We start from the raw sequence: 19,841 nt of genomic DNA, 5'->3' as shown, positions 1-19,841 counted from the left end.
CCCTGCGCGACCCCTCCGGCGGACGATGTAATCTCTTCGAGGCTTCAACGTTCAGACGTTGGAACTCGCCCCAATAGCTCAGTCGGCAGAGCGTCTCCATGGTAAGGAGAAGGTCTACGGTTCGATTCCGTATTGGGGCTCGGTGGTCAGCAGGCCGCTCCGCTTCGGCGGGGGAGCCTGAAGGCCGGTCAAGGCGGTGTAGCTCAGTCGGTAGAGCAAGCGGCTCATAATCGCTGTGTCGCCGGTTCAAGTCCGGCCACCGCTACGCGGATGGGCGAGCTATGCTCACAGACTGCGTGAGCCGAGTCCGCTTCGCCATTGCACCGGGGGCCGGACCCCCGGACCCCCGCCAGGGGGCTAGCCCCCTGGACCCCCACCCAGGGTGACTTGGAAGGCCAGGTTGCCGGTGGGGGGTTCGTTGTGTAGAGAAAGGCTTTGCTGTGGCTGCCACCGACGTGCGACCGAAGATCACGCTGGCGTGCGAGGTCTGCAAGCACCGCAACTACATCACCAAGAAGAACCGGCGCAACGACCCGGATCGCCTGGAGATGAAGAAGTTCTGCCCGAACTGCGGTACGCACCGGGTTCACAAGGAAACCCGCTGACGCCAGCACCCCAGGTTTCGACGAAGGCCGCTCCGGTTCGCCGGAGCGGCCTTCGTGCTTTCCGGGGCCCGGCCAGGTAGAGCCCGCCGGACAGCATCACGGCGCCGAAGATCGCGTGCCCCAGCGCCGTCGGCCCGGCGGCAGCGCCGGGTCAGCCAGCTCGACCTCGCGCTGCTCGTGGGTCCTCGACCGGGCTGCTGCGCCAGTTCCGGATCACCGGCGAAGCGGGACTGCGGTCCCTCCGCGAGGAGGTCAGCGGCTGTCCCCTGCCCGACGGCGCGGGGCCGTCACGCACCGGCAACCCGACGGCGCTGTCCACGCTCGCCGGGTGGGTAGGCTGCTCGGGTGCCTTTGGACCCCTCGTTCGTCGGGCGGACGTACCCGCCGGACTCAACCTACGAAGTCGGCCGCGAGAAGATCCGCGAGTTCGCCACCGCGATCGGCGACGCCAACCCGCTCTACACGGATCCGGAGGCGGCCCGCGCGGCCGGCTACCCGGACGTCATCGCGCCGCCCACCTTCCTCACGGTGATCAACCTCGACGCGATCAACGCCATCGCGAACGACCCGGAGCTGGGGCTGGACTACAGCCGGATGGTGCACGGCGACCAGGCCTTCGGCTACACGCGCCCGGTGCACGCCGGCGACCGGCTCCGCATCACCACGACGGTCGAGGACATCATGGCCAGGGCGGGCAACGACTTCCTGACCGTGCGCGGCGAGGTCGTCGACGCCGACGGTCAGCTCGTGTGCACGACGCGCGCGCAACTCGTCGTGCGGGGAGAGGGGGCCTGATGACGTACGAGAAGGGCACCGAGCTGCCGCCGCTGCAGGTGCACGTCACGCGCGACCAGCTGGTCCGGTACGCGGGCGCGTCACTGGACTTCAACCCGATCCACTGGAACGAACGGTTCGCCAAGGAGGTCGGGCTCCCGGACGTGATCGCGCACGGGATGCTGACGATGGCGCTGGGCGGCCGGCTCGTCACGGACTGGCTCGGCGATCCGGGCAAGCTGGTCGAGTACAGCGTCCGCTTCACCAGGCCCGTCGTGGTCTCGCCAGACGGCGCGGACGTCGAGTTCACCGGCAAGGTCGCGGAGGTCCGCGAGGACGGCACCGCCCGCGTGGACATCACGGCCAAGTTCGACGGCAAGACGGTGCTCGGGAAGGCCCAGGCCGTCGTCCGCTGACGTGCATCCCAAACTGGTACCGTAGTGGTATGACGAAGCAGATCGCCGTTCGTCTCCCCGACGACCTGGTGTCCTTCATCGACCACGTGGTGGAGGAGGGCGGCGCCGCGAGCCGTGCCGAGCTGGTGTTCCGCGCCCTGGAGCGGGAGCGCCGGCGCCTGCTCGCGGAGCGCGACATCGCCCTGCTGACGGGCGGCGTGCCGGACGATCTCGCCGGGATCGAGGAGCACGCCGCCCCGCTGGACGACCTGGACTGATGCGCCCGATCCACCTCGCCCGGCTCGACAAGGTCCGGCCGGTGCTGGTGCTGACCCGCGAGCTGGTCCGCCCGCACCTGACCCGCGTCACGATCGCCCCCGTGACGAGCACGATCCGCGGCCTGTCCACCGAGGTGCGGGTCGGCAGCCGCAACGGCCTGGACCACGAAAGCGTCGTCAGCTGCGACAACATCCAGACGATCCGCAAGTCGGCGCTGGGCAAGCAGATCGGCCGCCTGATGCCCGACCAGGAGCGCGAACTGACGGAAGCGATCCGCCTGGCCTTCGACCTCGACTGAGGACGCACGCGAACCGATGCCGCGTCAATCCACCAGATCCAGCACCACGTCCGCCATCCCACGCTCCCCGACCGCGTTGGGATGCAGCTCCATCGCCGGCGAGGACGGCACCACGTCCTCGACCCACTTGACCCGCGCCTTGGCGCACATGTCCTTCCCTTTGGACGGCGTCGCCGTGTCCGCGTACCCGGCCTGGCCCGCCTTCGCCTCCGCGGCCAGCATCGAGTTCAGCCGGGCGAGCGAGGTCCGCAGGTAGGCCACGTCCTCGGGCCCGATGGGCAGGAACGGCCAGCACCCGTTGCCGTCCGGCAGCGCCGTCGGGTAGCCCACCACGATCACCTGCGCCCGCGGCGCCCGCTCGTGGATCGCGGCCAGCGCGGCCCGCACCTTCGGCGCCGTCGCCTCGATCCGCTCCGCCAGCTGGTCCCGCCCGCCCGCGGTCAGCCGCGGCTTGCACAGCGACACCGTGCGGTTCGTCGTGAGGCAGTCGCGGGCGAGGCTCACCAGCCCGATGTCGTTGCCGCCGATCCCGAGCGTCACCAGCGTCGTGTCCGGTGTGACCGCGTCCAGCTGCGGCGGGTTCACCCCGTCCGGCGTGGTCTGCGGCTCCGACAGGTGCTGCGTCGTCGCCCCGCCGCAGCTCACGTCGGCGAACGACACCGGCCGCAGCTCGGCGGCGACGAGGTGCGGGTAGTTGTTGTCCGACCGCCTGCAGCCCGGCGGCGTGCCGGCCGGCGCTCCCGTCCGCGGCGCCGACGTGTAGGAGTCGCCCAGCGCGACGTACCGGCCGGTGCCGGGGCCGATCACCGAACCAGGGGGCTTCGGCGGCGCGGTGGACTCGCCGCGGTCGCTGCGCCAGTACACGACACCGGCGATCGCCGCCCCGACGAGCGCGGCCACCACCACCCCGATCAGCACCTTCTTCCCCACGCGCTACGGCTACCCCGAAAACGCCGAAGCGCCACTTCCGGCATGCGGAAGTGGCGCTTCGGTTGACTCGATCGGGTTACTTCGCCTCGGACAGCAGGGCGGCGATCCGCTCCACGCCCTCCACCAGGTCCGACTCGGCCAGCGCGTAGGAGAACCGGAAGTAGCCCGGCGTGCCGAACGCCTCGCCCGGCACCGCGGCCACGTCGGCCTCGCGCAGCATCAGGTCGGCCAGCTCCAGCGTGTCGGCCGGCTTCTCGCCGCGGATCTCCTTGCCGAGGAGCTCCTTGAACGACGGGTACGCGTAGAACGCGCCCTCCGGGGTCGGGCAGGTGACGCCCGGGATGTCCGACAGCAGCGAGACGATCTTCTTGCGGCGGACGTCGAACGCGGCGCGCATCTCGGCGACCACGTCCAGCGGCCCGGCGACGGCGGCCAGCGCCGCCCGCTGTGCGACGTTCGACACGTTGCCGCACAGGTGCGACTGGTAGCCCGTCGCGGCCTTGATCACGTCCTTCGGTCCGGCGATCCAGCCGACGCGCCAGCCGGTCATCGAGTAGGTCTTGGCGACGCCGTTGAGCACCAGGGTCCGGTCGGCCAGCTCGGGCACCACGACCGGCATCGAGTGGTTCTGCACGCCGTCGTAGGTCAGGTGCTCGTAGATCTCGTCGGTGATCACCCAGATGCCGTGCTCGAGGGCCCACTTGCCGATGGCCTCGATCTGCTCGCGGCTGTAGACCGCGCCGGTCGGGTTGGACGGCGAGTTGAACAGCAGCACCTTGGTGCGGTCGGTGCGCGCGGCCTCCAGCTGCTCGACGGTGACCCGGTATCCGGTCGACTCGTCGGCCGTGACCTGCACCGGCACACCGCCGGCGAGCTTGATCGACTCGGGGTAGGTGGTCCAGTACGGCGCGAGCAGCAGGACCTCGTCGCCCGGGTCGCACAGCGTGGCGAAGGCGGAGTAGACGGCCTGCTTGCCACCGTTGGTGACCAGGACCTGGCTGGGCTCGATGGCGAAGCCGGTGTCGCGCAGGGTCTTCGCCGCGATGGCCTCCTTCAGCTCGGGCAGGCCGCCGGCCGCGGTGTAACCGTGGTTGGCCCGGTCGTGGACGGCCTTCGCGGCCGCCTCCACGACGTAGTCGGGGGTGGGGAAGTCCGGCTGCCCCGCACCGAAGCCGATCACCGGGCGGCCCTGCGCCTTCAGCTCCTTCGCCTTCGCGTCCACGGCGAGGGTGGCCGACGGCGTGATGCCGGCGATCCGGGCCGAAATGCGGGAGCTGGCGGTGACGGTTGCGGGTGCGCTCATGGCCTTCATGTTCGCACGTCGCGTGTGTCGAGGAGCACGCGGGAGCCGTTCTGCGCCCCTCGGTTGCGGGCCCCTTCCGGGCTTGCCGTAGACTTCCGAACTTGGAACGTCCGGCGCCTGACCCCGCAGGGCATGCGGGGAGGGTCAAGGGCGTCCAGCGAGCGGCTGGATTGCTCGAAGGGGTGTAGCTCAATTGGCAGAGCAGCGGTCTCCAAAACCGCAGGTTGCAGGTTCAAGTCCTGTCACCCCTGCGTCGATGTAGGTGCCTTAGCGGAGGAGTGGTCGTGAGCGACAACGACGCCGGCGGCAAGGGCCAGGAGCAGGAGCCCAAGCGGGCTGCGCGTCCGGTCACGGCTGCGGCGCGGCGCGAACGTCGCGCCTCCGCGCGCCCTGCCGGCAAGGCGGCCAAGGACGGCGACAAGGCGCGTCCGTCGGGCAAGGCCTCGGCCGCTAGCCCGGTCACCGACGGCAAGGCCAAGGCGGGCGAGGTCAAGAAGGGTCGCGCGACCCCGAAGCGGACTCGCAAGGACAAGAAGCCGTCGCTGTTCGCGAGGCTGGTGCGGTTCATCCGCGAGGTGTGGGCCGAGCTGCGCAAGGTCATCTGGCCGACGCGCAAGCAGATGGTCACCTACACCACGGTCGTGCTGGTCTTCGTGGCCTTCATGGTCGCGCTGGTCTCGTTGCTGGACTTCGCGTTCCGCAAGGGCGTGTTCTGGCTGTTCGGCTGAGCGCGTCCCGCGGGCCGGCACGGACACGACAAGCGATCAAGTGAGAGGACGGAACGTGACCTCCGAGAACGGCGTCGCAGCCGGCGACGAGTACGACGAGCCGGTCGAGGCGGTGGCTGAGGACGAGGCCGTCGAGTCCGACCAGGACGCCGACGGCGCGGTCGCCGAACTCGACGCCGAGCCGGAAGAGGCCGCGGCCGACGACGAGCAGGCGGGCGACGAGGTGGCCGAGCCGGCCGCCGAGGCCGCGCCCGCCGAGGACGACGACGAGGACCCGGTCGAGAAGCTGCGCAAGGAGCTGCGCTCGCTCCCGGGCGACTGGTACGTCGTGCACTCCTACGCCGGGTACGAAAACAAGGTCAAGAACAACCTCGAGACCCGTACCCAGACGCTGGACGTCGAGGACTACATCTTCCAGATCGAGGTCCCGACCGAAGAGGTCACGCAGATCAAGAACGGCCAGCGCAAGGTCGTGCAGCAGAAGGTGCTGCCCGGCTACATCCTGGTCCGGATGGAGCTGAACGACGCCTCGTGGAGCGCGGTGCGCAACACGCCGGGTGTCACCGGGTTCGTCGGCGCGACCTCGAAGCCGTCGCCGCTGAGCATCGACGACGTGCTGAAGTTCCTGGCCCCGAAGGTCGAAAAGCCCGCCCCGGCGAAGGCCAAGGGCGAGGCCGCCTCGGCGGAGGCCGCGCTGGGCGCGCCCGCGGTCGAGGTCGACTTCGAGGTGGGCGAGTCGGTCACCGTCATGGACGGCCCGTTCGCGACGCTGCCCGCGACGATCAGCGAGGTCAACGCGGACGCGCAGAAGTTGAAGGTCCTGGTTTCGATCTTCGGCCGCGAGACGCCGGTCGAGCTGTCGTTCAACCAGGTCTCCAAGATCTGACGACCCAGTACACTGGATCGTTGGCCCTCGCGCGCAGGCAGGCGCGCGGGGTACTCGGTACTGAATAGGAACTAGGAATGCCACCCAAGAAGAAGAAGCTTGCAGCGATCATCAAGCTGCAGATTCAGGCGGGTGCCGCGAACCCGGCTCCGCCGGTCGGCCCCGCGCTGGGTCAGCACGGCGTCAACATCATGGAGTTCTGCAAGGCCTACAACGCCGCGACCGAGTCGCAGCGCGGCAACGTGGTGCCGGTCGAGATCTCCGTGTACGAAGACCGGTCGTTCGACTTCAAGCTGAAGACGCCGCCGGCCGCTCGGCTGCTGCTGAAGGCCGCGGGCATCGACAAGGGCTCGGCCGAGCCGCACAAGACCAAGGTCGCCAAGGTGACCTGGGACCAGGTGCGCGAGATCGCCGAGACCAAGAAGTCGGACCTGAACGCCAACGACATCGAGCAGGCGGCGAAGATCATCGCCGGCACCGCCCGGTCGATGGGCATCACGGTCGAATAGGTTCCGCACCGCGACTGCCAACGACATCGAGCAGGCGGCACAGTGCTGGTCAAAAGCAGCATCGCCGGCACCGCCCGGTCGATGGGCATCACGGTCGAGTAAGTCCCCCGGGACTGCAGTGGGAGAGCCAGGCGCTGGCTCGTACCACAACTGATCCACTTTCTAGCTAAGGACAGACATGGCAAAGCGCAGCAAGGCTTACCGCCAGACGGCTGAGCAGATCGACCGCGAGCGGCTCTACGCCCCGCTCGAGGCCGTCAAGCTGGCGAAGGAGCTCTCCAAGTCCAAGATGGACGAGACGGTCGAGGTCGCGATGCGCCTCGGCGTCGACCCCCGCAAGGCCGACCAGATGGTCCGCGGCACCGTGAACCTGCCGCACGGTACCGGTAAGACCGTCCGCGTCATCGCGTTCGCCGTCGGCGACAAGGCCGCGCAGGCCGAGGCCGCCGGTGCGGACGCCGTCGGCAGCGACGACCTGATCGAGCGAATCCAGGGTGGCTGGCTCGACTTCGACGCCGCTGTCGCGACGCCGGACCAGATGGCGAAGGTCGGGCGCATCGCCCGCATCCTGGGCCCGCGTGGCCTGATGCCGAACCCGAAGAGCGGCACCGTGACGCCCGACGTGGCGAAGGCGGTCACCGAGATCAAGGGCGGCAAGATCGACTTCCGTGTCGACAAGCAGGCCAACCTGCACCTGGTGATCGGCAAGTCGTCGTTCGACGTCGAGAAGCTGGTGGAGAACTATGCGGCCGCCCTGGACGAGATCCTGCGGGCGAAGCCGTCCGCCGCGAAGGGCCGCTACATCAAGAAGGTGGTCGTCTCGACCACCATGGGGCGCGGCATCCCGGTCGACCCCGCCCGGACGCGCAACCTCCTCGCCGAGGACGCGACTGTCTGACGGTAGTTTCGAGAGAAGGGCCCCGGCGCTGCTGCGCCGGGGCCCTTCGTCTATCGGCTGGTGGGAGTGTTGGGTGTCGGGCAGGTCCGCGGGCCCGGTTCGTGGCCGGTGATCAACCACTGGTCACCGACCTTGGTGATCACGAAAACGCCGAGCGCGGGTCCGCCGCTGATCTGGTAGTCGCAGGAATCGATCCGAGCCACCGTGCCCTGCACGGGCTGACTGCTGCCGAAGGGCAGCGAACCCGCGTAAGCCGTCATGTTCGTGACTTGCTTCTTCAGGTCCAGGACAGCTTCCCGGCAGTCGGGGTACTGGAGGTCCGTGGCGAACTTCTGCTGGGTGGCGGTCTCGAAGAGGCCGCAGGCCCGGTCGGGCTGGCCGTACGCGACCTGCTGGTAGACCTGGCGGGCAGCCTCGTAGGGGTTCACCGACAGGATCTCGTTGGTGTGGTACGTGCCACCGCCGGTCTGGGCGGCGGGTAGATCCGGATCGTCCTCGGGGAAGAAGTGGTTGTACGCCAGCTTGCCGGCGACGATCAGGACGATCAGGAACAGCAGTGCGGACAGCAGCTTCCCCGCCAGCCGTTTCGCCCACTTCGGTGCCCTGATCTTCGGGCCGGGCTGGGGGAGGGGCTGGAGCTGGCCGTACGGCGGTGGCGGAACGGGCGGTCCACCGTGCCCGGGCTGTGTGGGCGGGCCGTAGCCGGGCGCACTCTGCACCGGCGCACTCTGCACCGGCGCGTTCTGCGTCGGCACCAGGTCTCCGTTGCTCTGCCGCTGCGCCTCGGTGTAGCGGAGGAAGTCCTGGAACTGCTGGAACTGCTGGAACTGGCGCAGCTGCTCCGGATCGAGCTGCGGCTGGGCCGGTTCCACGGCCGAGCCACCCGCCGGCGGCTCGCCGCTGGGGTCCCGGGAAGGCTTGTCGGGCTGTTGGCCTGGTCGCTGCTCCACCACGCGCCCATGATGCCTGCCACCGGGTGGCCGAGTCATCACGGACCGCGTAACCAGGGGGCAGGCAAGCCGCCCGCGCAGGCCAGGTACTATGGACGACGGTTCTACCGAAGACCGCTGGTTCTTCACGCCGTCAGGCGCGAAGCGAAGTGCCCCGGAACAAGGAGGGGCGGCCCGCGCAGGAAGAACGAGGCCGCACACCCCTGGTGTGCCATACGCCCCGTGCTTGCTGCGCGTGGGCGTTTTCTTCTTCCCGGGACTCCTCGCACAAGGCGGTCAAACCAGCCAAGAGAGGAGGCGACCCATGGCGAAGCCGGACAAGGTGGCGGCCGTCGCCGAGATCGCGGACCACTTCCGCAGCAGCTCGGCCACCGTCATCACCCAGTACAACGGCCTCTCCGTGTCCCAGCTCAGCGAGCTGCGCCGCGCTCTCGGCACCAGTGCCAAGTACCGGGTTGCGAAGAACACCCTCGTGCAGCGGGCCGCGGAAGAGGCCGGCATCGAGGGTCTCCAGGATCTCTTCGTCGGCCCGACCGCGATCGCCTTCGTGCAGGGTGAGCCGGTCGACGCCGCGAAGGCCCTGAAGAACTTCGCCAAGGACAACGCCGCCCTGGTCATCAAGGGCGGCTACATGGACGGCCGCCCGCTGTCCGTCGACGAGGTCAACCAGATCGCCGACCTCGACAGCCGCGAGGTTCTCCTCGCCAAGGCGGCAGGCGCGTTCAAGGCCAAGCTGTCCCAGGCCGCGGCTCTGTTCCAGGCCCCGGCGTCCCAGGTCGCCCGCCTCGCGCAGGCCCTCGCGGACAAGCAGCAGGGCGACGAGGCACCCGCCGAGAGCTGAAGTAACCACCCACCCCGTACCACCCGTTAGGAAAGGAACGCCATCATGGCGAAGCTGAGCACCGACGAACTGCTCGACGCGTTCAAGGAGCTGACCCTGCTGGAGCTCTCGGACTTCGTGAAGAAGTTCGAGGAGACCTTCGACGTCACCGCCGCCGCGCCGGTCGCCGTCGCGGCCGCCGCCCCGGGTGCCGCCGCTGCCGGTGCCCCGGCCGAGGAGGAGAAGGACGAGTTCGACGTCATCCTCGAGGGTGCCGGCGACAAGAAGATCCAGGTCATCAAGGTCGTCCGCGAGGTCGTCTCCGGCCTGGGCCTGAAGGAGGCCAAGGAGCTCGTCGAGGGCGCCCCGAAGCCGCTCCTGGAGAAGGTCGACAAGGACGCCGCCAACGCGGCCAAGGAGAAGCTCGAGGCTGCCGGCGCCAAGGTCAGCGTCAAGTAGTCGCGAATTCCGCATCTCGAAAAAGGCGGGTCACCCGGTGGGTGGCCCGCCTTTTTCTCTTCACCTGGATTGTGGCTTGAAAAACTCATGAGTAACCTGCTCGGGACTTGACTCGTTGCACCTTGTTGACGCCGGGCAGGCGTGTGCCAGGGTGTTGATCCACGGCGTCGGAGCTGCGGGAGGTTCGATGGGTGCCGAGGTGGTCATCGAGGGTCTGACCAAGTCCTTCGGGCGGCAGACCATTTGGCGGGACGTGACCTTGACACTGCCTCCGGGTGAGGTGTCGGTCATGCTGGGCCCGTCGGGCACCGGAAAGTCGGTGTTCCTGAAGTCCATGATCGGGCTGCTCAAGCCCGACCGGGGCAGCTGCATGATCAACGGTGTCGACATCGTGCGGTGCAGCGAGCACAAGCTGTACGAAACGCGAAAATTGTTCGGAGTGCTGTTCCAGGACGGCGCGCTGTTCGGTTCCATGAACCTCTACGACAACGTCGCGTTCCCGCTGCGCGAGCACACCAAGAAATCCGAGACCGAGATCCGCCGGATCGTCCTGGAAAAGCTCGAGATGACCGGTCTGGCCGGTGCCGAGAAGAAGCTGCCCGGCGAGATTTCCGGTGGTATGCGCAAGCGCGCCGGCCTGGCCCGCGCCCTGGTGCTGGACCCGGAGATCATCCTGGTCGACGAGCCGGACTCCGGTCTGGACCCGGTCCGCACCACCTACATCTCGCAGCTGTTCATCGACGTGAACGCGCAGATCGACGCGACGTTCCTGATCGTCACGCACAACATCAACCTGGCCCGCACCGTGCCGGACAACCTGGGCATGCTGTTCCGCAAGGAGCTGGTCATGTTCGGGCCCCGCGAGGTGCTGCTGACCAGCGAGGAGCCGGTCGTCAAGCAGTTCCTCAACGGCCGCATGGACGGCCCGATCGGCATGTCCGAGGAGAAGGACACCGCCCAGATGGCCGCCGAGCGCGCCATGTTCGAAGCCGGCCACCACGCGGGCGGTGTCGAGGACGTCACCGGCATCCCGGCGCAGATGCAGCCGACCCCGGGCGTGCCGACCCGGCAGGGCGCGATCCGCCGCAAGGACCGGGTCATGAAGATCCTGCACACGCTGCCGCCCGCCGCGCAGGAGGGGATCATCGAGTCCCTGTCCCCCGAGGAGCAGCGCCACTACGGCGTCACGCCGCGCCGCGCGGTACACACCGGCAGCCGCCACGCCGCCCCCACCATGCCCCTGCCCACGCACCACCAGGGGCAGCTCTCCGACGAGGAAATCGCGCGCATGCCGCAGTCCGGGTGGCCCAGCAGAACCGAGACCACCGACCGGTTGCGTGGCCCGGGGGCCGGTGAGGCATGAGCTCGACGGCCTCCTCGGCCAAGGTTCCCGGGATCGGAATGCTGCGTGAGACCGGGAAGCTGTTCGCCCTCGGGCTGGACATCATCCGCGGGTTCTTCCAGCGGCCGTTCCAGTTGCGGGAGTTCATCCAGCAGTCGTGGTTCATCGCGAGCGTCACGATCCTGCCTACGGCCCTCGTCGCGATCCCGTTCGGCGCGGTCATCTCGCTGCAGTTCGGGTCCCTCGCGCGCCAGCTCGGCGCGCAGTCCTACACCGGCGCCGGCAGTGTGCTCGCCACCGTGCAGCAGGCCGCCCCGCTGGTGACCGCGCTGCTCGTCGCGGGCGCGGGCGGCAGCGCGATCTGCGCGGACATCGGCGCGCGCACCATCCGCGAGGAGATCGACGCGATGGAGGTGCTCGGCGTCTCCGCGGTGCAGCGGCTGATCGTGCCGCGCGTGCTCGCGTCGATGCTCGTCGCGCTGCTGCTCAACGGCATGGTCAGCGTCATCGGCGTGCTCGGCGGTTACTTCTTCAACGTGGTGCTGCAGGGCGGCACGCCGGGCGCGTACCTGGCGAGCTTCTCGGCGCTGGCGCAGCTGCCCGACCTGTGGGTCGGCGAGATCAAGGCGCTCATCTTCGGCTTCATCGCGGCCGTGGTCGCCGCCTACCGCGGGCTGAACCCCGCGGGCGGCCCGAAGGGCGTGGGTGACGCGGTGAACCAGTCCGTCGTCATCACGTTCCTGCTGCTCTTCGTCGTGAACTTCGTGATCACGCTCATCTACCTGCAGATCGTCCCCGGAAAGCTGAGCTGATCATGGCGAACATCGGTCAGACGGCGAAGCGGATCGCCCACCGTCCACTGGAGATCCTGGACAACTTCGGCGACCAGATGTCGTTCTACATCCGGGCGCTGGCGTGGACGCCACGCACGATCCGCCGCTACACCAAGGAAGTGCTGCGGTTGCTGGCCGAGGTCAGCTTCGGCTCGGGCTCGTTGGCGGTCATCGGCGGCACGGTCGGCGTGATGATCGGCCTCACCCTGTTCACCGGTGTCCTGGTCGGCCTCCAGGGCTACTCGGCCCTGAACTCGATCGGCACGTCGGCCTTCACCGGCTTCCTGACGGCGTTCTTCAACACCCGCGAGATCGCCCCGCTGGTCGCGGGCCTCGCGTTGTCGGCGACCGTCGGCGCCGGGTTCACCGCGCAGCTGGGCGCGATGCGGATCTCGGAGGAGATCGACGCGCTCGAGGTGATGGGCGTGCCGAGCCTGCCGTACCTGGTGACCACCCGGATCATCGCCGGGTTCGTCGCGGTCATCCCGCTGTACGTGATCGGCCTGCTGTCGTCGTACCTGGCGTCGCGGCTGGTGGTCATCTACATCTACGGGCAGTCCGAAGGCACGTACGACCACTACTTCAACCTGTTCTTACCTCCCGAGGACGTCTTCTACTCGTTCATCAAGGTGCTGATATTCAGCGTCGTGATCATCCTGACCCACTGCTACTTCGGGTACCGCGCCTCCGGCGGCCCGGCGGGCGTGGGTGTGGCGGTGGGCCGCGCGGTGCGGCTGAGCATCGTCACGGTCGCCATCATCAACTTCTTCATCGGGTTCGCCATCTGGGGGACCTCGGTGACGGTCCGGATCGCGGGGTGACATCACTGTGGTGACCTTGCGCCGCAGGCTGCTCGGCCTGCTCCTGATCGTGGTGCTCGCGGCGGGTGTCACGCTGTCGATCGCCATGTACAACAAGGCGTTCACGCCGACCGTCGAGGTGAAGCTGCAGGCAGGCGAGGTCGGCAACCAGCTGCTGCCGCAGTCCGACGTGAAGGTGCGCGGACTGATCGTCGGGTCGGTGAAGTCGATCGACGCGAGCGCCGACGGCGCCACGCTGACGCTGGCGCTCGACCCGGAGTCGGCGAAGCTGATCCCGGAGAACGTCAGCGCCCGGTTCCTGCCGAAGACGTTGTTCGGCGAGCGGTACGTGTCGCTGGAGATCCCGGAGCAGCCGTCGGCGCGCACGATCGCCGCGGGCGACGTGATCCCGGAGGACCGCACGCAGAACGCGGTCCAGCTGTCGCAGGCCCTGGACAACCTGCTGCCGGTGCTGCAGGCCGTGCAGCCGGAGAAGCTGTCCACCACGCTGACCGCGATCTCGACCGCCCTGCAGGGCCGCGGCGAGACGCTCGGGCAGACCCTGTCGGAGCTGGGCACCTACTTCGGCGACCTGAACCCGCACCTGCCGCAGCTGCAGGAGAACCTGCGCGAGCTGGCGAAGTTCTCCGACAACCTCAACGAGGCCGCGCCGGATCTCGTGCAGACGCTGGACAACCTGTCGACCACGACGAAGACGGTGTTCGACGAGCAGCAGAACCTGCAGGCCCTCTACGCCAACGTGACGGCGGCGTCGCAGACCCTGGAATCGTTCGTGAGCGCGAACGCGAGCAACCTGATCAGCCTCGCCGAGAACTCCCGGCCGACGGCCGAGCTGCTGGCGAAGTACGCGCCGGAGTACCCGTGCCTGTTCGGCTCGATGGCCGAGCTGGTGCCGTACGTGGACGAGGCGCTGGGCAAGGGCACGAACCAGCCCGGCCTGCACGCGACGATCGAGATCGTCACCACCCGCGGGCCGTACGTGGCAGGCCGCGACGAGCCGCGCTTCGAGGACAAGCGGGGCCCGCGCTGCTACAACGTCAAGGACTTCCCGCAGCCGTTCCCGCAGTACCCGCCGGAGGGCCCGATCAAGGACGGCGCACAGCCGACGCCGGGCTCTCGTCCGGCCGGTGACGGGCTCCAGCCCGCCAACACCATCGCCGACGCCGGCGGCTACAACGGCGGCGGCGCGGCGGGCGGCAACCCGGCCAACAGCCGGGCCGAGCTCGACTTCCTGTCCCAGCTCGTCGGCCCGCAGGTCGGCCTCGACCCGGCGGCCATGCCGGGCTGGTCCGGCCTGCTCGTGGGCCCGCTCTACCGGGGTGCGGAGGTGACGGTCAAGTGAGGGGACTGGTCGCGCCGCTGGTCAAGCTGACCATCTTCATCGTGATCACCGTGTTGTTCACGGCGATCCTCGGCATCAGCATCGCCAACATCAACACCCAGGACACCACCGGCTACAGCGCCCGCTTCACCGACGCGACGCTGGTGCTGCCCGGCGACGACGTCCGCATCGCGGGCGTGAAGGTCGGGCAGGTCACCGACGTCAAGATCGTCGACCGGCGCCAGGCCCAGATCGACTTCGAGGTCGACCAGGGCCGAACCCTGCCCGCCGGGGTCACGGTGCAGATCAAGTACCGCAACCTGGTCGGCCAGCGGTACCTCTCGCTCGGCCAGGGCACCGGGGACGACAAGGAGACGCTCAAGCCGGGCAGCACGATCCCGCTGGAGCGCACCACGCCGGCGCTCGACCTGGACGAGCTGTTCAACGGGTTCAAGCCGCTGTTCCGCGCGCTCAACCCGGAGGACGTCAACAAGCTGTCCTACGAGCTGATCCAGGTCCTGCAGGGCGAGGGCGGCACGATCGACAGCCTGCTCGCCCACACCGCGTCGCTGACCACCACGATCGCGCAGAAGGACCAGGTGATCGGCCAGGTGGTGACCAACCTGAACACGGTGCTGGACGCGGTCAACGCGCACACCCCGCAGCTGACCGACCTGATCGACAAGCTGCAGCAGCTCACCACCGGCCTGGCCCAGGACCGCGACTCGATCGGTGACGCGATCGACGCGCTCGGCGGGCTGGCCAACACGACCGCGGGCTTCCTCGACGAGGCGCGCGAACCGCTCAAGAACGACATCTCGGCGCTGGGCGGGCTCGCCCAGAACCTCAACGACAGCGAGCCACTGGTGGAGCACTTCATCCAGTTCCTGCCGGAGAAGGTCACGACGCTGGCGCGCACGGCCGACTACGGTTCCTGGTTCAACTTCTACCTCTGCTCGGCGAGCGGGAGCGTGTCGCTGCCGCCGCTGATCAACCAGGAGATCAACCTCCCGATCATGCCGGCGACCCAGGCGCGGTGCGGATCATGAGGAGCTTCCAGTCGCGCAACCCGGTGCCCATCGCGGCCGTCGGCCTCGTGCTGATGCTGCTGGGCTTCATCGCCGCGCTCAACGCCGACGACCTGCCGATCATCGGCGCCGGGACCAGCTACGAGGCGGAGTTCACCGAGGCGGCCGGCCTGAAGGCCGACGACGAGGTGCGCGTGGCAGGCGTGAAGGTCGGCAAGGTCACCGACGTTGCGCTGGACGGCGCGTCGGTGAAGGTCACGTTCAAGGTCAAGGACACCTGGCTCGGCGACAAGACCGCGGCGGCGATCAAGATCAAGACGCTGCTCGGCCAGAAGTACCTCGCGCTCGACCCGGTCGGCGAGAAGGCGCTCGACCCGGGCACGCCGATCCCGAAGGAACGGACGCTGGCGCCCTACGACGTGCTGGACGCGTTCCGGGACCTGTCGTCGACGGTGAACGACATCGACACGGACCAGCTGGCCCAATCCTTCGACGTGCTGTCCCAGACGCTGTCCGGCACGTCCGACAACGTGCGCGGCGCGCTCAACGGCCTGTCGCAGCTGTCCGACACGATCGCCAAGCGGGACACCGAGCTGGCGCAGCTGCTGCAGAACACCAACCAGATCTCGCAGACGCTGGCCGACCGCGACCAGCAGCTGACCCGGCTGCTGCAGGACGGCAACCTGGTGCTGCAGGAGGTCGCGGCGCGTGAGCAGGCGATCTCCACGCTGCTGGCCGGCTCGCAGGAGCTGTCCCGGCAGCTGCAGGGGCTGGTGAGCGACAACGACGCCCAGCTGACGCCGGTGCTGACCTCGCTGGACCAGCTCACCGCGATGCTGCAGCGCAACCAGGACAACCTGGCGCAGGGCATCGCCCGGTTCGCGCCCTACATCCGCGTGTTCACCAACACCGTCGGCAACGGGCACTGGTTCGACAACTACATCTGCGGTCTGATCCTGCCTTCGATCGGCCCCCTGAACGAAGAGGGGTGCAACCAGAAATGACGGAGACCCGCTTCGGCCGATCCCTCGCGCGCGGCGTCGCCGCGGCCTGCGTGCTCGGCCTCGTCGTGGCCGGCGTGCTCTGGTGGACCCTCAAGGACGCCGACAAGAAACACCTCACCGCCTACTTCACCAGCGCGACCGGCCTTTACGTCGGCAACAGCGTGCGGGTGCTCGGCGTGGACATGGGCAAGGTGACCTCGGTCGAGCCGATGGGCGACCGGGTCAAGGTCGTGATCGAGTACGACCGCACGGTGCGGGTGCCCGCCGACGCGCAGGCCGCGATCGTCGCGCCGTCGCTGGTCAGCGACCGGTACGTGCAGCTCGCCCCGGCCTACACCGGCGGTGAGGTGATCAGCGAGGGCGCCACCATCCCGCTGGAGAAGACCGCGGTGCCGATCGAGGTCGACCAGCTCTACGAGAGCCTGGACAAGATCAGCCGCTCGCTCGGCCCGAACGGGGTCAACCAGAACGGCTCGCTGTCGGACCTGCTGACCACGCTGGCGCAGAACCTGGACGGCAACGGCCAGGCCCTGCACGACACGATCACCAAGCTGAGCCAGGCGTCGAAGACGTTGTCCGGCAACGAGGACGACCTGTTCGGCACGATCTCCAACCTGGCCGACTTCACCACCACGCTGGCCAACAGCGACAACCAGGTGCGCCAGTTCGAGCAGCGGCTGGCCGACGTCTCCGGCTACCTGGCGGGGGAGAAGGACAACCTGGCCGCCACGGTGCAGCAGCTCGGCACCACGCTCGCCACCGTGCAGCAGTTCATCAACAACCACTCCGACCGGCTGAAGTCCAATGTGGACAAGCTGGCCAGCGTGACCCAGGTGCTGGTGGACCAGCGCAGCGCGCTCGCCGAGATCCTCGACGTCGCGCCGGTCGGCCTGAACAACGTGATCAACGCCTACAACGGCTCGTCGGGCACGCTCGACGCGCGGGCCAACCTCAACGAGCTGACCCAGCCGCCGATCGTGATGATCTGCAACCTGCTCAAGCAGACCCCGTCCGCGCTGGACGCGATCGGCGACCTGTGCAGCTCGGTCGCGCCGCTGCTGGACGGCGCGGTGCCGCTGCCGTCGGTCGCGCAGACGGTGCACGCGCTGCAGAACGGCGAGCTGCCGCCGCTGCCGCTCCCGCTGGCGCAGACGGTCTACGGAACGGGGGCGTCGCGATGAGAAAGACGATCGCGCTCGTCGCCGCCGGCGTGGCCGGCGCGCTGACCCTGTCCAGTTGCTCGTTCGGCGGCATCTACGACGTGCCGCTGCCCGGCGGCGCCGACCTCGGCGACCACCCGTACACGGTCAAGGTCCAGTTCAACGACGTGCTCGACCTCGTGCCGCAGGCCGGTGTCAAGGTCAACGAGGTCCCGGTCGGCCGGGTCGAGGCGATCGGGCTGACCCCGGACGGCTGGCACGCCGAGGTCACCGTGAAGCTCAACGGCGACGTCAAGCTGCCGGCCAACTCGCTCGCCAACATCCGGCAGTCCAGCCTCCTCGGCGAGAAGTACGTCGAGCTGGCCTCGCCCGGCGACGACCTGGCGCAGGGCACGCTCACCGACGGCGCGGAGATCCCGCTGGCGCGCACCAACCGCAGCGTCGAGGTGGAGGAGGTGCTCGGCGCGCTGTCCATGCTGCTCAACGGCGGCGGGGTCGAGCAGCTCAACACCATCACCAAGGAGCTCAACGCCGCCACCGAGGGCCGCGAGCCGGACATCCGGCGCCTGCTGGACAACGCCAACCAGCTGGTGTCCACACTGGACGCCCAGTCCGGCGACATCACCCGCGCGCTGGACGGCCTCAACCGGCTCGCCAGCACGCTGGCCGGGCAGAAGGACCAGATCGTCAACGCCATCGACGACCTCGGCCCCGGCATCGGCGTCCTGGAGCAGCAGCGCACCCAGCTGGTCACCATGCTGCAGGCGCTGCAGAACCTCTCCGGCGTCACCGTCGACACGCTGAACAAGAGCCAGGAGAACTTGGTCGCCGACCTGCGGGCGCTGCTGCCGACGCTGCAGAAGCTCGGCGAGGCCGGCGCCGACCTGCCCAAGTCGCTGGAGATCCTGCTGACCTACCCGTTCACCGACGCGGCGGTCGACGGCGTGAAGGGCGACTACTTCAACCTCTACGCCAAGATCGACCTCAACCTGCAGAACGTGCTGCAGAACCTGAGCCGCAGCAGGCAGAACCCGCTCGGCGGCGTGCTGCCGGACAGCCTGGCCGGGCTCACCGGCGGCGTCGAGGGCGAACAGGCCAACCAGCCGCCGCCGCTGCCGTTGCCGCAGGATCTGGCGCCGCAGAGCACGGCTGCGACCGGCGCGACCGGGGCGCAGCCGCAACAGACCGGGGTCGCGGGCATCTTCGGCCTGCTGGCGGGGGGTGTGTGATGCTGGTCCGCAAGACCAAGATCCAACTGATCGCGTTCCTGGTCATCTCCGTGGTGGCCGTGGTGTACGCGCTGATCCGGTTCGCCGGGCTCGGGCAGGTGTTCGGCCAGACCGGCTACACGGTCAAGCTGGAGCTGACCCAGTCCGGCGGCATCTTCACCGGGGCCGAGGTCACCTACCGCGGCTACAACATCGGCAAGGTCGGCCAGCTGCGGCTCACCGCCGAGGGGCTGGAAGCGGACCTGGAGATCGCGCCGGACACCCCGCAGGTGCCGGCGAACCTGCAGGCCGTCATCGCCAACCGGTCGGCCGTCGGCGAGCAGTTCGTCGACCTGCGGCCGGTCGCCGACGGCGGTCCGTACCTCGCGGGCGGCTCGGTCATCCCGGCCGCGAAGACCCAGGTGCCGATCGGCACCGACCAGATCATCACCGACCTGGACAGCCTGGCGTCCTCGGTGCCGAAGGACGCGCTGCGGACCGTAGTCGACGAGTCCTACGACGCGTTCAACGGCACCGGGCCGGGCCTGCAGCAGCTGCTGGACACCGCGCGCGACTTCACCGCCACCGCGCAGCAGTACCTGCCGCAGACCGTGCAGCTGCTCGACTCCGGCGAGCGGGTGCTGCAGACGCAGAACCAGCAGGCGGGCAACCTGAAGGAGTTCAGCGCCAACCTCAACGAGCTGTCGGCGACGCTGAAGGGCTCCGACGCCGACATCCGCCGGCTGATCGAGGTCGCCCCCGGCGCGGCGCAGACGCTCAACCAGTTCGTCACCGACCTCGGGCCAGGGCTCGGCGAGCTGACGGCGAACCTGCTGACCACGTCGAACCTGCTGCTGACCCGGCAGGACGGCATCCAGCAGGTGCTCGTCAGCTACCCGGTGCTGGCGGTGGGCGCCCGCAGCGTGGCGCCGGGCGACGGCACCGCGCACCTCGGGCTCGCGCTCAACCTGTTCGACCCGCCGGTGTGCACCAAGGGCTACATGAGCCCGGAGGAGTACCGCACGGGCGCGGAGACGACCCCGCGCGACCCGAACCTGAACTCGTACTGCGCGGAGCCCGCGGGCAGCCCGATCGGCGTGCGCGGCGCTCAGAACGCGCCGTACAACGGCGTGCCGGTCGCGCCGACGCCGCAGGACGTGCAGCAGAACTCGACCCGCGACGAGGAGCAGCTGGCGTACATGCGGGGCACCCCCGGCGTCGTCGGCTCGCCGGGCGTGTCGATCACGAGCCTGTCCGCCCTGCTGGGGCTGCCCGGCTGACGCCGCCCAC

23 protein-coding genes and 3 tRNA genes are annotated in these 19,841 nt (G+C 69.0%); 23 read left to right on the top strand and 3 right to left on the bottom strand.

What is annotated here, in order from left to right; all coding sequences use genetic code 11:
- Positions 1-67: 67 nt before the first annotated feature.
- The 7 genes from ABZ215_RS20545 (at position 68) to ABZ215_RS20515 (ending at position 2,351) form a co-directional block, all read left to right on the top strand.
- Positions 68-140, top strand: a tRNA-Thr gene (locus tag ABZ215_RS20545).
- A gap of 52 nt (positions 141-192) precedes the next feature.
- Positions 193-265: transfer RNA gene (locus ABZ215_RS20540), tRNA-Met, on the top strand.
- Positions 266-440: 175 nt separating this feature from the next.
- Positions 441-605: a 50S ribosomal protein L33 gene (gene rpmG / locus ABZ215_RS20535; RefSeq protein ID WP_005453176.1), complete on the top strand. Its 165-nt coding sequence runs from the start codon at positions 441-443 to the stop codon at positions 603-605.
- A gap of 345 nt (positions 606-950) precedes the next feature.
- Entirely contained in the window at positions 951-1,400 is a 450-nt protein-coding gene (locus tag ABZ215_RS20530) for a MaoC family dehydratase N-terminal domain-containing protein (RefSeq protein ID WP_354950802.1), read from the top strand.
- Positions 1,400-1,795: a MaoC family dehydratase gene (locus ABZ215_RS20525; RefSeq protein WP_354950800.1), complete on the top strand. Its 396-nt coding sequence runs from the start codon at positions 1,400-1,402 to the stop codon at positions 1,793-1,795. The genes ABZ215_RS20530 and ABZ215_RS20525 overlap by 1 nt, the downstream gene beginning before the upstream one ends.
- 29 nt (positions 1,796-1,824) lie before the next feature.
- Complete coding sequence (locus tag ABZ215_RS20520; RefSeq protein WP_020417536.1) at positions 1,825-2,052, top strand: ribbon-helix-helix domain-containing protein; 228 nt, start codon at positions 1,825-1,827, stop codon at positions 2,050-2,052.
- Positions 2,052-2,351: a type II toxin-antitoxin system PemK/MazF family toxin gene (locus ABZ215_RS20515; protein ID WP_020417537.1), complete on the top strand. Its 300-nt coding sequence runs from the start codon at positions 2,052-2,054 to the stop codon at positions 2,349-2,351. The genes ABZ215_RS20520 and ABZ215_RS20515 overlap by 1 nt, the downstream gene beginning before the upstream one ends.
- Before the next feature lie 24 nt (positions 2,352-2,375).
- Here the strand turns inward: ABZ215_RS20515 and ABZ215_RS20510 are convergent, their stop codons facing one another.
- On the bottom strand, positions 2,376-3,281 hold the full coding sequence (locus ABZ215_RS20510; RefSeq protein WP_354950798.1) for an SGNH/GDSL hydrolase family protein: 906 nt from the start codon (positions 3,279-3,281) through the stop codon (positions 2,376-2,378).
- Between the two features lie 76 nt (positions 3,282-3,357).
- Positions 3,358-4,584 (bottom strand): pyridoxal phosphate-dependent aminotransferase, encoded by a 1,227-nt coding sequence (locus ABZ215_RS20505; protein ID WP_354950796.1) that lies wholly within the window; start codon positions 4,582-4,584, stop codon positions 3,358-3,360.
- Positions 4,585-4,762: 178 nt separating this feature from the next.
- Here ABZ215_RS20505 and ABZ215_RS20500 point away from each other — a divergent pair.
- The 5 genes from ABZ215_RS20500 to rplA all read left to right on the top strand — a co-directional run bounded on the left by ABZ215_RS20500 (position 4,763) and on the right by rplA (position 7,605).
- Positions 4,763-4,835 (top strand) — tRNA-Trp (locus ABZ215_RS20500).
- A gap of 27 nt (positions 4,836-4,862) precedes the next feature.
- The gene (gene secE, locus ABZ215_RS20495; RefSeq protein ID WP_020417540.1) at positions 4,863-5,312 is read left to right on the top strand and encodes a preprotein translocase subunit SecE; all 450 of its coding nucleotides are present in this window, start codon (positions 4,863-4,865) and stop codon (positions 5,310-5,312) included.
- A gap of 55 nt (positions 5,313-5,367) precedes the next feature.
- Positions 5,368-6,198 (top strand): transcription termination/antitermination protein NusG, encoded by an 831-nt coding sequence (nusG, locus tag ABZ215_RS20490; protein ID WP_020417541.1) that lies wholly within the window; start codon positions 5,368-5,370, stop codon positions 6,196-6,198.
- Positions 6,199-6,275: 77 nt separating this feature from the next.
- Entirely contained in the window at positions 6,276-6,707 is a 432-nt protein-coding gene (gene rplK / locus ABZ215_RS20485; RefSeq protein WP_017986580.1) for a 50S ribosomal protein L11, read from the top strand.
- Between the two features lie 178 nt (positions 6,708-6,885).
- Positions 6,886-7,605 carry a 50S ribosomal protein L1 gene (rplA, locus tag ABZ215_RS20480; protein WP_020417543.1) on the top strand — a complete coding sequence of 240 codons (720 nt, stop codon included), beginning with the start codon at positions 6,886-6,888 and terminating at the stop codon, positions 7,603-7,605.
- A 50-nt stretch (positions 7,606-7,655) separates the two neighbouring features.
- Here the strand turns inward: rplA and ABZ215_RS20475 are convergent, their stop codons facing one another.
- Positions 7,656-8,477 (bottom strand): hypothetical protein, encoded by an 822-nt coding sequence (locus ABZ215_RS20475; protein WP_354950794.1) that lies wholly within the window; start codon positions 8,475-8,477, stop codon positions 7,656-7,658.
- Between the two features lie 382 nt (positions 8,478-8,859).
- On the opposite strand from ABZ215_RS20475, the gene rplJ reads away from it, so the two are divergent.
- The 11 genes from rplJ to ABZ215_RS20420 all read left to right on the top strand — a co-directional run bounded on the left by rplJ (position 8,860) and on the right by ABZ215_RS20420 (position 19,831).
- A complete protein-coding gene (gene rplJ, locus ABZ215_RS20470) occupies positions 8,860-9,396 on the top strand; it encodes a 50S ribosomal protein L10 (RefSeq protein WP_017986583.1) in 537 nt (178 codons plus the stop codon).
- Positions 9,397-9,441: 45 nt separating this feature from the next.
- Positions 9,442-9,834: a 50S ribosomal protein L7/L12 gene (rplL, locus tag ABZ215_RS20465; RefSeq protein WP_017986584.1), complete on the top strand. Its 393-nt coding sequence runs from the start codon at positions 9,442-9,444 to the stop codon at positions 9,832-9,834.
- A 187-nt stretch (positions 9,835-10,021) separates the two neighbouring features.
- Positions 10,022-11,197 (top strand): ATP-binding cassette domain-containing protein, encoded by a 1,176-nt coding sequence (locus ABZ215_RS20460; protein WP_237338064.1) that lies wholly within the window; start codon positions 10,022-10,024, stop codon positions 11,195-11,197.
- A complete protein-coding gene (locus tag ABZ215_RS20455) occupies positions 11,194-11,988 on the top strand; it encodes an ABC transporter permease (RefSeq protein ID WP_017986586.1) in 795 nt (264 codons plus the stop codon). Before ABZ215_RS20460 ends, ABZ215_RS20455 begins: the two co-directional genes overlap by 4 nt.
- A gap of 2 nt (positions 11,989-11,990) precedes the next feature.
- Positions 11,991-12,830 (top strand): ABC transporter permease, encoded by an 840-nt coding sequence (locus tag ABZ215_RS20450; protein ID WP_020417547.1) that lies wholly within the window; start codon positions 11,991-11,993, stop codon positions 12,828-12,830.
- A gap of 7 nt (positions 12,831-12,837) precedes the next feature.
- Positions 12,838-14,172 (top strand): MCE family protein, encoded by a 1,335-nt coding sequence (locus tag ABZ215_RS20445; RefSeq protein WP_354950791.1) that lies wholly within the window; start codon positions 12,838-12,840, stop codon positions 14,170-14,172.
- The gene (locus ABZ215_RS20440; RefSeq protein WP_020417549.1) at positions 14,169-15,200 is read left to right on the top strand and encodes an MCE family protein; all 1,032 of its coding nucleotides are present in this window, start codon (positions 14,169-14,171) and stop codon (positions 15,198-15,200) included. Before ABZ215_RS20445 ends, ABZ215_RS20440 begins: the two co-directional genes overlap by 4 nt.
- The gene (locus ABZ215_RS20435; protein ID WP_237338062.1) at positions 15,197-16,183 is read left to right on the top strand and encodes an MCE family protein; all 987 of its coding nucleotides are present in this window, start codon (positions 15,197-15,199) and stop codon (positions 16,181-16,183) included. Before ABZ215_RS20440 ends, ABZ215_RS20435 begins: the two co-directional genes overlap by 4 nt.
- Positions 16,180-17,364, top strand: a complete 1,185-nt coding sequence (locus ABZ215_RS20430) for an MCE family protein (RefSeq protein WP_354950789.1) — start codon at positions 16,180-16,182, stop codon at positions 17,362-17,364. Before ABZ215_RS20435 ends, ABZ215_RS20430 begins: the two co-directional genes overlap by 4 nt.
- Positions 17,361-18,572 (top strand): MCE family protein, encoded by a 1,212-nt coding sequence (locus ABZ215_RS20425; RefSeq protein ID WP_020417552.1) that lies wholly within the window; start codon positions 17,361-17,363, stop codon positions 18,570-18,572. Before ABZ215_RS20430 ends, ABZ215_RS20425 begins: the two co-directional genes overlap by 4 nt.
- The gene (locus ABZ215_RS20420; protein ID WP_020417553.1) at positions 18,572-19,831 is read left to right on the top strand and encodes an MlaD family protein; all 1,260 of its coding nucleotides are present in this window, start codon (positions 18,572-18,574) and stop codon (positions 19,829-19,831) included. The genes ABZ215_RS20425 and ABZ215_RS20420 overlap by 1 nt, the downstream gene beginning before the upstream one ends.
- Positions 19,832-19,841: the final 10 nt, after the last annotated feature.

Source organism: Amycolatopsis sp. NPDC006131 (assembly GCF_040614175.1).
GTDB lineage: Bacteria > Actinomycetota > Actinomycetes > Mycobacteriales > Pseudonocardiaceae > Amycolatopsis_E > Amycolatopsis_E tucumanensis.
The sequence above is the reverse complement of the archived record's forward strand: the minus strand, read 5'-3'. Positions and strand labels throughout refer to the sequence as shown.

Bases quoted from the DNA above. Each gene is read 5' to 3' on its own strand.
- ABZ215_RS20525 (WP_354950800.1), top strand. From the start codon at position 1,400: ATGACGTACGAGAAGGGCACCGAGCTGCCGCCGCTGCAGGTGCACGTC.
- ABZ215_RS20520 (WP_020417536.1), top strand. From the start codon at position 1,825: ATGACGAAGCAGATCGCCGTTCGTCTCCCCGACGACCTGGTGTCCTTC.
- ABZ215_RS20515 (WP_020417537.1), top strand. From the start codon at position 2,052: ATGCGCCCGATCCACCTCGCCCGGCTCGACAAGGTCCGGCCGGTGCTG.
- ABZ215_RS20505 (WP_354950796.1), bottom strand. From the start codon at position 4,584: ATGAGCGCACCCGCAACCGTCACCGCCAGCTCCCGCATTTCGGCCCGG.
- rplK (WP_017986580.1), top strand. From the start codon at position 6,276: ATGCCACCCAAGAAGAAGAAGCTTGCAGCGATCATCAAGCTGCAGATT.
- rplA (WP_020417543.1), top strand. From the start codon at position 6,886: ATGGCAAAGCGCAGCAAGGCTTACCGCCAGACGGCTGAGCAGATCGAC.
- rplJ (WP_017986583.1), top strand. From the start codon at position 8,860: ATGGCGAAGCCGGACAAGGTGGCGGCCGTCGCCGAGATCGCGGACCAC.
- rplL (WP_017986584.1), top strand. From the start codon at position 9,442: ATGGCGAAGCTGAGCACCGACGAACTGCTCGACGCGTTCAAGGAGCTG.
- ABZ215_RS20460 (WP_237338064.1), top strand. From the start codon at position 10,022: ATGGGTGCCGAGGTGGTCATCGAGGGTCTGACCAAGTCCTTCGGGCGG.
- ABZ215_RS20455 (WP_017986586.1), top strand. From the start codon at position 11,194: ATGAGCTCGACGGCCTCCTCGGCCAAGGTTCCCGGGATCGGAATGCTG.
- ABZ215_RS20450 (WP_020417547.1), top strand. From the start codon at position 11,991: ATGGCGAACATCGGTCAGACGGCGAAGCGGATCGCCCACCGTCCACTG.
- ABZ215_RS20435 (WP_237338062.1), top strand. From the start codon at position 15,197: ATGAGGAGCTTCCAGTCGCGCAACCCGGTGCCCATCGCGGCCGTCGGC.
- ABZ215_RS20430 (WP_354950789.1), top strand. From the start codon at position 16,180: ATGACGGAGACCCGCTTCGGCCGATCCCTCGCGCGCGGCGTCGCCGCG.
- ABZ215_RS20425 (WP_020417552.1), top strand. From the start codon at position 17,361: ATGAGAAAGACGATCGCGCTCGTCGCCGCCGGCGTGGCCGGCGCGCTG.
- ABZ215_RS20420 (WP_020417553.1), top strand. From the start codon at position 18,572: ATGCTGGTCCGCAAGACCAAGATCCAACTGATCGCGTTCCTGGTCATC.